The sequence below is a fragment of the Alcaligenes sp. 1735tsa3 genome, from assembly GCF_024134565.1.
GTDB classification, from domain to species: Bacteria; Pseudomonadota; Gammaproteobacteria; order Burkholderiales; family Burkholderiaceae_B; genus Alcaligenes; species Alcaligenes phenolicus.
Map to the genome: position 1 here is coordinate 2,125,109 of NZ_CP099862.1, position 14,946 is coordinate 2,140,054.

Here is a 14,946-nt window from a genome sequence, read left to right on the forward strand (position 1 = left end):
CAGGACACCGTCCGCACACACTCATACGCTGGATTGTAAACCACCCGCCCAAGGCGGGTCCGGCTTACTTCACGCTCTTTTCAAAGCGCTCCAACAGTTCATTGCCACGGCTTTGCATGGCTTTCAAACCTTCTTCAGGGGTGACTTTGCCGGCAAAAATCTGCTCCATCACACCGTCTTCGATGTCACGAATCTGTGGCAAGGAACCCAGACGAATGCCACGCGAGTTCTCGGTAGTGCTGGCGTCCAGCTGTTTGACGGCAACATCTGCGCCCACGTTCTTGGCGTAGAAATCGGAGTCCTTGGTCTTTTCAAAGCCCGCTTTGGTCACAGGCACATAACCGGTGTCCTGGTGCCAGGCGGCGGCTTGCTCAGGGCTGGAGATGAAGTGGAAGAATTCAGTCACGCCCTTGTAGACATCATCGGACTTCTTGGCAAAAACCCACAGGGAAGCGCCACCAATAATGGAGTTCTGAGGCGCGCCTTGTACATCGCTGTAGTAGGGCAGGCTGCTGGTGCCAAATTCAAATTCGCCGGTCTTGATGATGTTGGCGCGGTTACCGCTGGAGCCGGTAAACATGCCGCACTTGCCGCTGGTAAACAGGGCGTTGGCCGTATCACCACGACCGCCGTAGGAGAAAGAACCATCCTTGGACATATTTGCCAGGAAAGTCATGTGCTTCAGGAACAGTGGGTTATCCAGCTGCAGGCGAGCGCTGGGGCCGCCAAAGCCGTTGTTCTCGCTGGCAAAGGGGATGTTGTGCCAGGCAGCAAAGTTCTCCAGCAGAATCCAGGAGGGCCAGGAAGAGGTGTAGCCACACTCTTGACCGGACTCACGCAGTTTCTTGGCGGCTTCGTGCAGCTCCTGCCAGGTCTTGGGCGGCTTCTCGGCATCCAGGCCAGCTTTCTTGAAGGCGTCCTTGTTGTAGTACAGCACCGGGGTGGAGCTGTTAAAAGGCATGGAAATCAGCTTGCCTTCGTTGGAGGAGTAGTAGCCGGCAACCGCACCCAGAAAGTCATCCGGGTTGATAGGTTTGCCCGCTTTTTCCGACATTTCCTGAACTGGCTGAATGGCGCCCTTGGCAGCCATCATGGTGGCAGTCCCCACCTCGAATACTTGCAAAATATCGGGGGCATTACCGGCACGGAAAGCGGCGACACCGGCGTTCATGGACTCGCCATAGTTGCCTTTATACGAGGCTTTAACCTGGTAGTCCGACTGAGATGCGTTAAAGTCTTTGACTAATGCATTAACCCGTTCGCCCAAGGCTCCTTCCATTGAATGCCAGAACTGAATTTCTGTGGCCGCTTGCGCAGTGCCGATAGAAGCAATCAGACCGGCTAGAGACAGAGCAAATAGTTTTGTTCGCATCAGGCTTTCTCCTGTATAAAAGGTGCCGCTAAGGTGTAGCAGGTTTTAAAACTCAAGCTTATGACTTGTTTATGACGCTCTCGTGAATGTATCCATGACAGCGTTATATAAGCAATGACTAATTACCCTCAAACGCTAAGAAAACGTGTCAGAGGACAGATTTTTAATGGGAGCGATGATGAATCCACACGATACCTCTTTTAAGCTGGCGTTTATCGGCGCGGGCAATATGGCCAGTGCCTTGGCGGCTGGTTTAATTGGGAAACGCTGCGGCGGCTCGGACGTTTTGGCGATTGATATTTACCCGCCCGCCCTGGAGTCGTGGGCCCAGCAGGGAGTACAAACCGCGTATGAACCCGGCCCGGCCTTGTCCAAGCAGCGTATTTGGGTTTTTGCCGTCAAGCCCCAGGTCATGAAAGAAACCGTACTGGCCTGCAAACCCTATCTGCAAGAGGACACCCTGGTGATCAGCGTGGCCGCTGGCATTCCGGCAACCGCTCTGGCCCAATGGCTGGGCGAACCCGGCCAGCCGTACCAGCGTGTAATCCGCTGTATGCCCAATACCCCGGCCTTTATTGGTTGTGGCATTACCGGCCTGATGGCCCTGGAACAAGTGGATGAAAGCGATAAAGCCATTGCGCAGCAATTGTTGAAATCCGTGGGGGAAGTGGTCTGGGTTGAAAATGATGCGGCCATTGATGCCGTCACGGCGGTTTCAGGCAGTGGTCCAGCTTACGTGTTTTTGTTCATCGAAGCTTTGATCAAAGCCGGTATCGAGCAAGGTTTGTCTCCCGAGCAGGCCCGCCAGCTGTCCCTGGCAACGCTGCACGGTGCGACCCAGTTGGCCACCTTGTCGCCGGAAGAACCCTCGGTCTTGCGCGAGCGCGTCACCTCCAAAGGGGGGACTACGGCAGCCGCCCTGAATATCTTTAACGAAGGCGGCTTTACACCCCTGGTCCAAAAAGCAGTCAATGCTGCCAAAGTGCGTGCCGGAGAGCTGGCCCAAGAGTTTTCCTGATCCCCGGATTACTCCCTATAGCATCGTCAAAAATTGATATAGCGCAATAAAAAAGCAGTAAAACAAAGAGCAGGGGAGTTCTCAAGGGAGCTCCTCTTTTCTTTTATAAACAAGGCTTTTAGTATGCGAGCGGGTTTTGGAAACACCCTGTTAACAATGCCTCTTTATTTTCAAAATAAATAAGCAGGGCGGCTAGGGCTTATACGAAGTGACAAGTTTTAGGCGGCTCCCCCAAAATGGGTTCCCCTGGAGCATAACAATGCCTATCCAGACCCCAGAATAAGCACTTTCTAAAAAGCAATGCCGGGAACCCCCGGCCTCGGGAGACAGCTGCTATGACCTTTACTCGACGCTTTACCCCCGCTCTGACCGCCTTGGCCACCGTACTGGCCATGGGCACCGCCTATGCGGCGGACACCATCAAAATTGGTATCCCTCAACCCATGACTGGTCCCTCCACCCAATATGGTGACCAAATCCAGGCCGGTGCATTGACCGCAATTGACGCGATTAACGCAGCAGGGGGTGTCAAAGGCAAAAAGCTGGAAGCCGTCCTGATTGACGATGCGTGCGAACCCAAACAGGCTGTGCCTGCAGCCAACCGTGTGGTCAACTCCGGCGCGAAATTCGCCGTAGCCCACGCGTGCTCGGGAACTACGGTGCCTGCCGTGAACATTTACGAGCAGGAAGGCATCGTGGCGATTACTCCCGGTGCGACCTCGCCTCTGGTCACCGACACTATCAAGCCCCATTACTTTTTCCGCACCATCGGTCGTGACGACCAGCAAGGCCCCTTTGCGGCCGACTACATTGCTGACGTCCTCAAGCCCAAGAGCATTGCCGTCCTGCACGACAAGCAGACTTACGGCTCCGGGGTTGCCACGCAAGTGCGCGATGCGCTCAAGAAAAAGAACATGAATATTGTCATGTACGAGGGCATTAACGTCGGTGACAGTGATTACTCGGCCGTAATCACCAAGCTCAAGGGCGTGAACCCCGATCTGATTTATTTCGGTGGTTACCATGCCGAGCTGGGCCTGCTGCTGCGTCAGGCGCGTGAACAAGGCATGACCAACACCTTCATGGGTCCGGAAGGCGTTGCCAACCGCGACCTGGTCGCCATTGCCGGTCCGGCAGTGGAAGGTTTGCTGGTGACCTTGCCAACCGACTTCACCAAGATGCCGGCCAACAAGGATGTGATGGAAAACTTCAGTAAATACAAGCGCAATCCTAACGGGGCCTTTACCTTCCCGGCCTACGCGGCCGTGCAAATTATTGCCGATACAATCAATGCGGTAGGCGAAGATTCGGCCAAGGGAGCCGACTACATGCACGCTAATGCGTTCAATACCGCCATTGGCAAGGTAGAATACGACGCCAAGGGTGATTTGAAGCATTTCGAATTTGCCGTTTTCAAGTGGGATAAAGAAGGTAACTTTGATCTAGTTGAGAAATAAGACTGGATTATGTGCCCCCGCTCTTTACGAAGAACGGGGGCATTGCTTTTGGATGCCCACAAAGCCTCAGAACAAAACGACGGACTCAACGGAAAAAAACAAGCATGTCTGATTTACTCCCTCAGATCGTGCAGCAGCTGTTCAATGGATTATCCTTGGGCGCTATTTATGCACTGATCGCCATCGGCTACACAATGGTCTATGGCATTATCGGAATGATTAACTTTGCCCACGGCGAGATCTACATGATCGGTGCCTATGTCGGGCTGGTAACCCTGACTGCGATTGGCGTAGGCTCGGGTCTGCCCATCTGGCTGATCATTCTTATCATGTTGCTGGTTGCCATCCTGGTAACCGCGGTTTACGGCTATGCGATTGAAAAAGTTGCCTATGCGCCGCTGCGTGGCAGCCCTCGGCTGGTCCCGCTGATCTCGGCCATTGGTATGTCCATTTTCTTGCAGAACTGGGTTGCCCTGGGCCAGGGCGCACGCGATATGGCAGTGCCCACCTTGCTGTCCGGCTCCTTTCAGTTCAGCCTGGGCGCAGACGGCTTTACCGTCACAGCGCCTTACTCTCGCGTCATGATTATCGTCGTGACCGTGGTGCTGATGATCATGCTCAGCCTCTACATCAAGTACTCGCGTCTGGGTCGCGCCTCGCGTGCATGTTCACAAGACTTGCGCATGGCCAACCTGCTGGGTATCGACACCAATAAAATCATCTCCTTTACCTTTGTCATCGGCGCCATGCTGGCTGCCGTGGGCGGCGTGCTGATTGCCACCGCCATTGGCAAGCTGAACCCCTTCATCGGCTTTATTGCCGGTATCAAGGCCTTTACGGCAGCCGTGCTGGGCGGTATTGGCAGCATCCCGGGCGCCATGCTGGGCGGTGTCCTGCTGGGTCTGGCAGAAACCTTTGCCGCTGCCTTTATTTCGTCGCAGTACAAGGACATCGTGGCCTTTTTACTGTTGGTCTTTATCCTGCTGTTCCGCCCAACGGGCCTGCTGGGTAAACCCGAGGTGGAGAAAGTCTGATGATGAACCGCTTTAGCAATGCATTTATCGCCGCTGTCTTGGCAGGCATTATTGTGGCTCCCGTCTTTGGCCTGCAAATTGTGCGCGCCGGGATGAACACCCATCTGGAAAGCGATTGGCAGATCATTCTGATCGGTATGGCACTGGTCTTTGTGGTCCAGCTGATCCGTCCTAACGTCAATCGCACCAAGATACGTGAAAGCCGCTGGACGCTGCCCAAACTGAGCATGCAGCACAAGAAGATCCTGCTGTACATCGTGATCGCTTGTGCCGTGGTCTGGCCCTTTTTTGGTGGGCGTGCCCAGGTGGATATTGCCACCCTGGTGCTGATCTACATCATGCTGGGCCTGGGGCTGAATATCGTGGTGGGCTTTGCCGGCCTGCTGGACCTGGGTTTTGTGGGCTTTTACGCCGTGGGTGCCTACACTTACGCCTTGCTCTATCACTACGCAGGCTGGGGCTTCTGGGAAGCACTGCCATTAGCGGGTGGTATGGCGGCCCTGTTCGGCTTTCTGCTGGGTTTCCCCGTGCTGCGCTTGCGTGGCGACTATCTGGCTATCGTCACCCTGGGTTTTGGTGAAATCATTCGCCTCTTGCTCATCAATATGTATGACCTGACCGGCGGCCCGGATGGCATCTCCGGTATCCCCAAGCCAACCGTATTCGGTTTCCCCATGGCACGCCGTGCACCGGAAGGGCAGACCACCTTCCACGACCTGATGGGCTGGACCTTCAGCAACCAGGACGTGGTGGTGTATCTGTACTTGATGGCCCTGGCTTTGGCCCTGATCACCTTGCTGGTCTCCAGCCGTGTGGTGCGCATGCCTATTGGCCGTGCCTGGGAAGCCCTGCGCGAGGACGAGATTGCTTGCCGCTCGCTGGGCCTGAACCCCACTTCCATCAAACTGTCCGCCTTTACCATGGGCGCCATGTTTGCCGGTTTTGGTGGTGCTTTCTTTGCCGCCCGTCAGGGTCTGGTCAACCCGGAGTCCTTCACCTTTATTGAATCCGCCTTGATCCTGGCCATCGTGGTGCTGGGTGGTATGGGTTCACAAATCGGCGTCATTCTGGCTGCTATTGTGCTGACAGTGGTCCCTGAATTGGCCCGAGAGTTCGCGGAGTATCGGATGTTGATTTTTGGTCTGGTCATGGTGGCCATGATGGTTTGGCGTCCACAGGGCCTGCTGCCTGTGCAACGTCCTCATGTGGAGTTGCGTACATGAGCCCATTACTCCGAGTATCCGATCTGTCGATGCGTTTTGGTGGCTTGCTGGCGGTGGATTCCGTCAGTTTCGATGTGGCTAAAGACGAAGTGTTTGCCATCATCGGCCCCAACGGCGCCGGGAAAACGACGGTATTTAACTGCATAGGCGGCTTTTACAAGCCCACTTCCGGTTCTGTCACCCTGGAAGACCAACCCATCCACGGCCTGTCCAGCCACAAAGTGGCACAAAAAGGCCTGGTACGTACCTTCCAGAACGTGCGTCTGTTCAAGAAGCTGACGGTGCTGGAGAACCTGCTGGTTGCCCAGCACAGCCAGCTCAAGGCCGGCTTTTTGTCCGGTCTGCTGAACCTGTCACGCTACAAGCAATCCGAAAAGGAAGCTAAAGAGCGTGCGGTGACATGGCTGGACTTCATGGGCCTGACCGATATGGCCAACCGTGAAGCGGGCAACCTGGCCTACGGCCACCAGCGCCGCCTGGAAATTGCACGTTGCATGATCACCCAGCCGCGCTTGCTGATGCTGGACGAACCTGCGGCGGGCCTGAATCCCCAAGAAAAACGCGATCTGCAAGCCCTGATCGACCAACTGCGCCGCGAATTTGGCGTGGCCGTCCTGCTGATCGAGCACGATATGAGCCTGGTTATGGGCGTATCAGACCGGATCCTGGTTATGGAATATGGCAAACCCATTGCCACCGGCCTGCCTGAAGAAGTGCGCAATGATCCGCGCGTCATCAAAGCCTATCTGGGGGAAGAATAAGTGCTGAAGCTGGACTCCGTATCTACCCATTACGGCGCTATTCAGGCGCTGGATCAAGTTAGCGTGGACGTGAATCAGGGCGAGATCGTCACCCTGATTGGCGCGAACGGCGCTGGCAAAACCACCTTGCTCATGACCGTTTGCGGCTCGCCCCGAGCCAGCTCGGGCAGCATCAGCTTCATGGGCGAGGACATCACCCACGCCGATACGCACCGCATCATGCGCAAAGGCATCGCCATCTCTCCTGAAGGCCGTCGCGTCTTTCCAGACCTGACCGTGTCGGAAAACCTGAAGATGGGCGGTTTCTTTCTGAACCGCAGCGAGATCGACGAAGGAGAGGAGCACGTCTACAAACTGTTCCCCCGCCTGAAAGAACGCGCTGCGCAACGAGCAGGAACCATGTCAGGTGGTGAGCAGCAAATGCTGGCCATCGGTCGCGCACTGATGAGCAAACCGTCCTTGCTGCTGCTGGACGAACCTACCTTGGGCCTGGCCCCGCTGATCATCGCCCAGATCTTTGACATCATCCGTACCATTCGCGATGAAGGCGTGACGGTGTTTCTGGTAGAGCAGAACGCCAACAAGGCCCTGCAAGTCGCAGACCGTGGCTATGTGCTGGAAACCGGCAAGGTAGTGATGCAGGATACCGGCGCCAATCTGCTGGCGAATCCGGATATTCGGAAGGCGTATTTGGGGGCTTAGACAGCCAGCGAATGCAGCCTCAAAGCGGTAGAGCGTCATCGATTTAAAGCACGCTTTAATTTACGTGCTTGAAAAAAACCTGAATCGCAGCTTTTGCTGGATTCAGGTTTTTTTATTCGGGTGACAAGTCAGAACAAGGCCATTCGCACCAGAACTAAAAGCTATCGATATGCTTGCCGTACGCTTCAGGGGAGCAGAACACGACAGCATCCCCTGAAAACTTATATCGCTAGTTGCGAAACGACTTAATCCTTCAACAAGCCTTCGCCGCGCAGTGCCGCCTTCACACCTTCGTTCTGCTCCATGCGAGCAAAGAAGGCGTTCAGGTTCTTCATGCCCGACAGGTCCAGCTTCATCAGAGCAGCCCAGCGCAGTACCACGTACAGGTAAGCATCAGCCACGGACAAGGAGCCCGACAAGGTTTCTTTGCCTTCCAGGTGCTTGTCGATCACGCCCAGTTGCTTGGTCAGCAAGGCAGCGGTCTTGGCCTTGACTTCGGCCTGGGTCGCTTCCTGATCCGCGTAGCGATGCGTACCGAACACCACGCCCACGTTACGGTGGATTTCGGCGTTCAGGAAGGCCAGCCAACGGCGGGCTTCAAAGCGTTGTTCGATGGTGCTGCCAATCAAATTGGCTTGCGGGTTCTTCTCGTTCAGGTATTCCAGAATGGCGATGCTTTGTGTCAGAACCAGATCACCATCGACCAGAACAGGCACAGCGCCGTTCGGGTTCAGTTTCAGAAATTCTTCTTGCTGCAGCTCGTCGCGGCTGACGCGCTGGGATTCAAACGGCTTGCCTATCCACTCCAATGCAATGCGGGTCACCAAAGGACAAGCACCAGTCATGTAATACAGTTTCATAAGTTCTCTTTCCAAAAGTGCGATAAACAAATGGCGCGAGCATGTCGCGCCACTCCAAAATCATCGAGGCTGCAGGTGGCGAGCCAGGAAGCGCTCCATACGCTCGTAAAACTCGAACTTGTTCTCGTCGTTATGGAAGCCGTGGCCTTCGTTATCCTTGACCATGTACTCCACATCCACACCACGCGCTTTCAAAGCGGCAACCATCTGATCACTTTCTGCCTTGTTCACCCGTGGGTCGTGTGCGCCCTGGGCGATAAATAAGGGAGTGCGGATCTTGTCGGCATGTAAAACGGGGGAGTTGGCTTCCAGCAGCTCTTTATCCTTTTCCGGATCACCTACCATAGCGTGCATTTTCACCAGCAAAGGCTTCCAGTACGGCGGGATGGTATTCATGAAGGTCAGCAAGTTGGACACGCCCACATAGTCCACTGCTGCGGCGTACAAGTCCGGGGTTTTCACGATACCGGCCAAGGTCGCGTATCCACCGTAACTGGCACCGTAAATGGCAATGCGCTTGGGGTCAGCAATCTTTTGATCGATCAGCCACTGAACGCCATCGGTAATGTCGTCCTGCATGCTCAGGCCCCATTGCTTGAAACCCGCTTCCCAGAACTTGCGTCCATAACCGGTCGAACTACGGAAGTTGATTTGCAAGACGGCGTAGCCACGGTTGGCCAGGAACTGCACCTCGGGGTTAAAGCCCCAGTAATCACGCGCCCACGGGCCGCCGTGCGGGTTGATGACCACAGGCAGATTACGGCTGGGGACACCCAAAGGCAGGCTCAGGTAGCCGTGAATCTTCATGCCGTCACGTGCCGTAAATTCGATAGGGTGCATGACCGCCATATCGCTTTCAGGCAAGGCACTGTTGATTACAGCCAGTTTGTGCAAGCTATTGCTGTCCACATCGTAAAGGTAGCGTGAACCTGGATTGCGATCGCTGTAGCTGGCCACAATCATTTTCTTTTCATCGCGTGTGATGGACTGAATGCTGATCTCGTAGCCCGGCAATTGGCGGGCGATGGCAGCGTGGATTTTCTCGCTGTGCTCGTCAAAGAAATGCTGACCGGGTTTGTCGGTGTAATAATCCACCGAAGTCAACACCTGACGCAGGCGAGAATAGCCAGCTCCCATCAGATCGTGATCGGGTAATTCGTAGATTTTTTCTTCTTCATCCGGCTTGGCAGGGTTAATCAAGACCAAGGCCAAGGTGTCGCGACCACGGTTGCTCAAGGCGTAGAAGCGCTGATTGTCGGCATGAAAAAAGAGGGGGCTGACTTCCGTGCGGAAGTCCGTTTGCAAAATGCTGCGGAACGGCTCGGAATCGCTGTCGCGATAACGCAGTTCGGAATCCACGCCCGAGATCGAAATCGCCATGCGCACCCGACCTTGGTGGTCTGTGCTCCAGCCCAGTACATCACCGGGGTTCTCGGCCGCCAATGTGCTTTCACCGGTCAGGACATTGACCTTGTAGACGTCGAATACTTCCGGATTACGGCCGTTGTGCGACACCAGAATATGCTCCGGGTCGTCCGGCAAATCGTCCTGCACCCCGGCACGTACCCCTTCCAGCGGCGTCAGGTCCGTGACTTTGCCAGTCAGCACGTTCACCGCCAGAACGTGATAGTTCTCATCGCCATTGACGTCCTTGGCATAAATAACGGTTTCATCGCCTTTCCAGAAGTACTCGGCAATATCGCGCTGATGTTCGGCAGTGACGCGGCGAGCCTCGCCCACAGGCTCACTGCCTTTTAACTCTTGCACAAAGATATTCTGACGGGCGGGGTAGCCGTCGATCTTGACGGGCTCCATAAAGCCGATCATGCGCCCCTGATCCGAAATCCGGAAACCGCTACGCTTGGGATTCTGAAAGAAGTCCCGAATGTCGTACAGTGGGGGAGTGGTGCTCGCGACGTTATCCGGTATCAGGGCGTGGGCGCCCAAAGAGAGCAAGAGGGACAAGAGCATAAGCAATAACCTATAAAACAGGGTTATGAGGGTGAGACCAGGGACAAGCCTGTATCAATCCCATTACTATATCGGATGATGGTCCCAAGCAAAGGCAAGAACCCTCTGAAAATAGGGCCAGAATGCCAGGGGCAGCTCAAGGACAAGGACAGGCATGACTTCTTTGACTCGTATCGTTTTTCTGGATAGGGAAACACTGTCAGACAGCGTAGAGCTGCCGCAGGTTCCCTTTAAGCATGAACTGCAAGTTTACGGACGTACCGCTCCCGATCAAGTGGCAGAACGTATTGCCGATGCCGACATTGTCATCAGCAATAAAGTGGCACTCCGCCGCGAGCATTTGCAGGCCGCGCCCAACTTGAAAATGATCGCATTGGCCGCCACGGGTAGCGACAATATTGATCTGGATGCCGCCCGTGAACGCGGCATTGTGGTCAGCAATATCCGCGACTACGCCGTGCGCAGTGTTCCGGAGCACGTTTTTGCGCTGATCTTTGCCTTGCGCCGCAATATCTGCGCCTACCGCCAGTCCGTCAAGGAAGGCCGCTGGCAAGAAGCCCAGCAGTTCTGTTATTTCGACTATCCCATCCGTGATCTGGCAGGCTCCACCTTAGGGCTGATTGGCTCTGGCTCTCTGGGGCAGGCCGTCGCCACCATGGGGCGAGCCCTGGGCATGAAAGTCATCTTTGCTCAACGCCGTGGCCAGACCATCGTCAGCAATGCGGATGACCGCTTGCCCTTTGAGCAAGTGCTGGAGCAAGCCGACGTCCTCTCCCTGCATTGCCCCCTGACTGCTGAAACACAAAACATGCTGGGCATGGCCGAGTTCGAGCGTATGGCCGCACGCCGCCCCTTGCTGATCAATACCGCCCGTGGCGGGCTGATCGACAATCAGGCACTGGAGCACGCCTTGCGGCAGGGCTGGCTGGGTGGTGCAGGCATTGATGTTTGCACGCCCGAGCCGCCACCCGCTGACCATATCCTGATGCGCTTGTTAGACTTACCCAATTACATTTTGACGCCGCATATAGGCTGGGCCAGTCAGGAGGCCATGCAGGCCCTGGCAAACCAGTTGATCGAAAACATTGTTGCTTTCCACCGCGGCCAAGCACGCCATACGCTGTAAATAATGACTGATTTAAGCTCCTACCAAGCCAATTTCTCCCTCGCTGGTCGCTGTGCGCTGGTGACCGGCTCGTCCGCCGGTCTGGGCCTGGAAATCGCCCGTGCCTACGCCGCCCATGGCGCCCATGTGATTTTGCATGGTCGTAAGGCCAGCAAACTTCTGCCTCTTGCCAACGAGCTTGCAGCTGGCGGTGCCCAGGTGGATACCTGGGAACATGATCTGGCCGACCTGGACTCCTTGCCAGACTCCTATCAAGCCCTGTGCCAACGCGTCGGCACTCCCGATATTCTGGTGAACAATGTGGGCGTGCGACTACGCAGCCGCTTGCAGGATGCCGATTGGGACGATGTGGAGCATTTGCTGAATGTAGACCTGCTGGCTACGCTGAAACTGTCCAAGTACGCGGCCCAAGCCATGCTCGAGGCTCAGACCCGGCACGGCCGTATTGTGACCTTGACCTCCATTGCAGGCCCGCTGGCTCGCCCAGGCGACGCTATTTACCCGGTTGCCAAGCAGGGTCTGGCCGGCATGGTACGAGCACTGGCCGTAGAATTTGGCGGGCAGGGCATTACCAGCAATGGCATCGCCCCCGGTACCTTTGCCACGGAAACCAATGCCGCCCTGGCTCAAGACCCCGTCAAAGGTCCTTTAGTGGTTGGCCGCAACCCTTTGGGACGCTGGGCCAAGCCGGACGAAATCCGCGCTGCCGCTGTGTTTCTGGCCTCTCCGGCTGCTTCCTATGTCAATGGCCATATCGTGGTTGTAGACGGCGGATTCTCCATTACTTTCTGATTGTTCCTGACCATGCCGCTACCTCGTCCCATCCGCATCGCGATCAATGGCTATGGCCGCATAGGCCGTTGCCTGCTGCGCGCCATTTACGAATCCCCACGACGCCAGGAATTTGATGTCGTGGTCATTAACGAGCCCGCCACCATAGCCACCATGGCGTATCTGACGCGCTTCGATTCGACCCACGGCGTATTTCCGGCCCAGGTAGAGCACAACGAGCACGAGCTGATTGTGGGGGATAAGGCCATCCGGGTGCTGCATGAAATCGACCCGAAATCCATAGACTGGGCGGCGCTGGATCTGGACATGCTGATCGAATGCAGTGGTGCCTTTGGCAGTCGAGCCCAGCTGCAGCAATTTTTGGACGCCGGTTGCCCGCGTGTGCTGGTATCCAATCCCGGCAATAGTGCCCAGGACGTGGATTTCACCGCTGTGCTGGGTATTAACCATGAACAGTTGCAAGGCGACGAACGGATTGTCTCCAACGCCTCCTGCACCACCAATGCCATCATTCCGGTTCTGGCTGAACTGGATAAGACCTTCGGCATACGCCACGCCTTTTTAAGCACGCTGCACTCGGTCATGAACGATCAACCCATGATCGACGGCTACCATAGCAGCGATCTGGCCCGCACCCGTTCCGCCTTACAATCCATGATTCCAGTCTCTACCGGGCTGGCAACTGGCGTAGAGCGGCTGTTACCGCAGCTAAAAGGCAAAGTTCAGGCCAAATCCATACGCGTCCCTATCTTGAACGTGTCGGCCATTGATCTGATGGTCAACCTGGAACGAGACACCAGCCGGGATGAAATCAACCAGTTGTTCCAGAAAGCGGCGCAGCAATGGCCTGGTATTCTGGACTACTCCGATCAGGCCCATGCCTCGATCGACTTCAATCACAATCCACACTCTGCAGTCGTGGACGGCTCGCAAACCCGAACCAATGGGGATGGGCTGGTCAATATGCTGGTCTGGTTTGACAACGAATGGGGGTTTTCCAACCGCATGCTTGACATTGCCTGTGTGTGGGCTGCGCGCTTCTTGCGCCAGCCGTGAACACCCCATCTTCAAACTGAACTGTCTTCCGAATTCTTACAGGAGCCATGATGAGTACGACACGTATTGAACAGGATTCCATGGGAACCATTGAGGTTCCCGCCGACCACTATTGGGGCGCGCAGACACAGCGCTCGATCCAGAACTTCCCAATTGGCCGTGACCGCTTCCAGTGGGGCCGCAGCATGATCGAGTCGCTGGGCATCCTGAAAAAATCCACAGCCTTGGCCAACCAGGAACTGGGCGAATTGCCCGACGAGCTGGCCCAGCTGATTGTCAAAGCGGCTGATGAAGTAATTGCGGGCCAGTGGGATACCGAGTTCCCCTTGGTTGTGTTCCAGACCGGTTCTGGTACACAAAGCAATATGAACGTGAACGAGGTGATCTCCAACCGCGCCATTGAACTGGCTGGTGGCGAGAAGGGCAGCAAAAAGCCCGTCCACCCGAATGACCACGTGAACCGCGGCCAATCCTCCAACGATACCTTTCCCACCGCCATGTACATTGCCGTGGGTCTGGAATGTCAGCGCCGCCTGCGCAAAGACGTAGGCCAGTTGCGCGACACTCTGGCCGCCAAAGCCAAACAATTCAACAGCATTGTGAAAACCGGCCGTACCCACTTGCAAGATGCCACCCCCATCACGCTGGGCCAGGAAATTGGTGCCTGGGTGGCGCAGATTGATTTCGGCCTGCAAACCGTGGACAAGGCTCTGGACGGTATCTACCAACTGGCGATTGGTGGCACCGCCGTGGGTACGGGTCTGAACGCCCACCCTCAGTTTGGCGAACGCACAGCAGCCCATATTGCCAAGATCACAGGCTTGCCATTTCAGGCGGCTGAAAACAAGTTCTTCGCACTGTCGGCTCACGACGCACTGGTGAACCTGTCTGCTTCCTTGCGCACCTTGGCCGGTGCCTTGATGAAGATGGCCAACGACGTGCGTTGGCTGGCCAGCGGCCCCCGCTGCGGGATTGGCGAGCTGCAAATTCCCGAGAACGAGCCCGGCTCCTCCATCATGCCCGGCAAGGTCAACCCCACTCAGTGCGAAGCGCTGACCATGGTGGCCGTGCAGGTGTACGGTAACGACGCGGCGGTGGGCTTTGCCGGCAGCCAGGGCAATTTCCAGTTGAACGTCTACAAACCTGTGATGGTGCACAATGTGCTGGAAAGCATTGCCCTGATCAGCGACGCATGCCTGGCTTTTGACGAGCATTGCGCTCAAGGTCTGGAGCCTGTCATGGAAAAGATCCAGCACAATCTGGACCAGAACCTGATGCTGGTCACCGCCCTGAACCGTCACATCGGCTACGACAAGGCCGCCTACATCGCCAAGACAGCCCACAAGGAAGGCCTGACCCTGCGTGAGTCCGCCCTGAAATCCGGCTATCTGACTAACGAGCAGTACGATCAGTGGATTGTGCCACTGGATATGACCCACCCAGGCTAAATTCAGCCTCGCTTGTGCTTGAGCGTATTCGCCCCTTCAATGGGGCGAATACGTAAACAGCGTAGCCATTTGTCCCTATGAAAGAGTAGGGGAGTGTCCCATCCCACCTATCTGCCTTTCACTGCC

The 14,946-nt window shown here is 55.9% G+C and carries 13 protein-coding genes; 10 read left to right on the forward strand and 3 right to left on the reverse strand.

Features of this window, described 5'->3' with window-relative positions; genetic code table 11:
• Nucleotides 1-64: 64 nt before the first annotated feature.
• Nucleotides 65-1,372 carry a sn-glycerol-3-phosphate ABC transporter substrate-binding protein UgpB gene (gene ugpB / locus NIZ92_RS09800; protein WP_009453953.1) on the reverse strand — a complete coding sequence of 436 codons (1,308 nt, stop codon included), beginning with the start codon at nt 1,370-1,372 and terminating at the stop codon, nt 65-67.
• Nucleotides 1,373-1,538: 166 nt separating this feature from the next.
• Here ugpB and proC point away from each other — a divergent pair, with 166 nt between their 5' ends.
• From proC to NIZ92_RS09830, 6 genes are all read left to right on the forward strand, one after another.
• Nucleotides 1,539-2,390, forward strand: coding sequence for a pyrroline-5-carboxylate reductase (gene proC / locus NIZ92_RS09805; protein ID WP_115633650.1), 852 nt, complete (start codon nt 1,539-1,541; stop codon nt 2,388-2,390).
• A gap of 335 nt (nt 2,391-2,725) precedes the next feature.
• The gene (locus tag NIZ92_RS09810) at nt 2,726-3,847 is read left to right on the forward strand and encodes a high-affinity branched-chain amino acid ABC transporter substrate-binding protein (RefSeq protein WP_285804233.1); all 1,122 of its coding nucleotides are present in this window, start codon (nt 2,726-2,728) and stop codon (nt 3,845-3,847) included.
• A gap of 104 nt (nt 3,848-3,951) precedes the next feature.
• Nucleotides 3,952-4,881 (forward strand): high-affinity branched-chain amino acid ABC transporter permease LivH, encoded by a 930-nt coding sequence (gene livH / locus NIZ92_RS09815; protein ID WP_009453959.1) that lies wholly within the window; start codon nt 3,952-3,954, stop codon nt 4,879-4,881.
• Nucleotides 4,881-6,104, forward strand: coding sequence for a high-affinity branched-chain amino acid ABC transporter permease LivM (locus NIZ92_RS09820; protein ID WP_021446595.1), 1,224 nt, complete (start codon nt 4,881-4,883; stop codon nt 6,102-6,104). The genes livH and NIZ92_RS09820 overlap by 1 nt, the downstream gene beginning before the upstream one ends.
• Nucleotides 6,101-6,865, forward strand: coding sequence for a high-affinity branched-chain amino acid ABC transporter ATP-binding protein LivG (livG, locus tag NIZ92_RS09825; protein WP_254001833.1), 765 nt, complete (start codon nt 6,101-6,103; stop codon nt 6,863-6,865). Before NIZ92_RS09820 ends, livG begins: the two co-directional genes overlap by 4 nt.
• Nucleotides 6,866-7,567: an ABC transporter ATP-binding protein gene (locus tag NIZ92_RS09830; RefSeq protein WP_009453966.1), complete on the forward strand. Its 702-nt coding sequence runs from the start codon at nt 6,866-6,868 to the stop codon at nt 7,565-7,567.
• Between the two features lie 245 nt (nt 7,568-7,812).
• On the opposite strand, the gene NIZ92_RS09835 is transcribed toward NIZ92_RS09830, so the two are convergent.
• Entirely contained in the window at nt 7,813-8,427 is a 615-nt protein-coding gene (locus NIZ92_RS09835; RefSeq protein WP_060185070.1) for a glutathione S-transferase family protein, read from the reverse strand.
• A gap of 60 nt (nt 8,428-8,487) precedes the next feature.
• Nucleotides 8,488-10,398 (reverse strand): S9 family peptidase, encoded by a 1,911-nt coding sequence (locus tag NIZ92_RS09840; protein WP_254001834.1) that lies wholly within the window; start codon nt 10,396-10,398, stop codon nt 8,488-8,490.
• Nucleotides 10,399-10,552: 154 nt separating this feature from the next.
• Here NIZ92_RS09840 and NIZ92_RS09845 point away from each other — a divergent pair, with 154 nt between their 5' ends.
• The 4 genes from NIZ92_RS09845 to fumC are packed head-to-tail and all read left to right on the forward strand — an operon-like array spanning nt 10,553 to nt 14,820.
• Nucleotides 10,553-11,524: a D-2-hydroxyacid dehydrogenase gene (locus tag NIZ92_RS09845; RefSeq protein WP_247966809.1), complete on the forward strand. Its 972-nt coding sequence runs from the start codon at nt 10,553-10,555 to the stop codon at nt 11,522-11,524.
• A 3-nt stretch (nt 11,525-11,527) separates the two neighbouring features.
• A complete protein-coding gene (locus NIZ92_RS09850) occupies nt 11,528-12,316 on the forward strand; it encodes an SDR family oxidoreductase (RefSeq protein ID WP_063690253.1) in 789 nt (262 codons plus the stop codon).
• 12 nt (nt 12,317-12,328) lie between these two features.
• The gene (locus NIZ92_RS09855; protein WP_035271566.1) at nt 12,329-13,372 is read left to right on the forward strand and encodes a type I glyceraldehyde-3-phosphate dehydrogenase; all 1,044 of its coding nucleotides are present in this window, start codon (nt 12,329-12,331) and stop codon (nt 13,370-13,372) included.
• A gap of 50 nt (nt 13,373-13,422) precedes the next feature.
• A complete protein-coding gene (gene fumC / locus NIZ92_RS09860) occupies nt 13,423-14,820 on the forward strand; it encodes a class II fumarate hydratase (protein WP_026482570.1) in 1,398 nt (465 codons plus the stop codon).
• Nucleotides 14,821-14,946 lie beyond the last annotated feature (126 nt).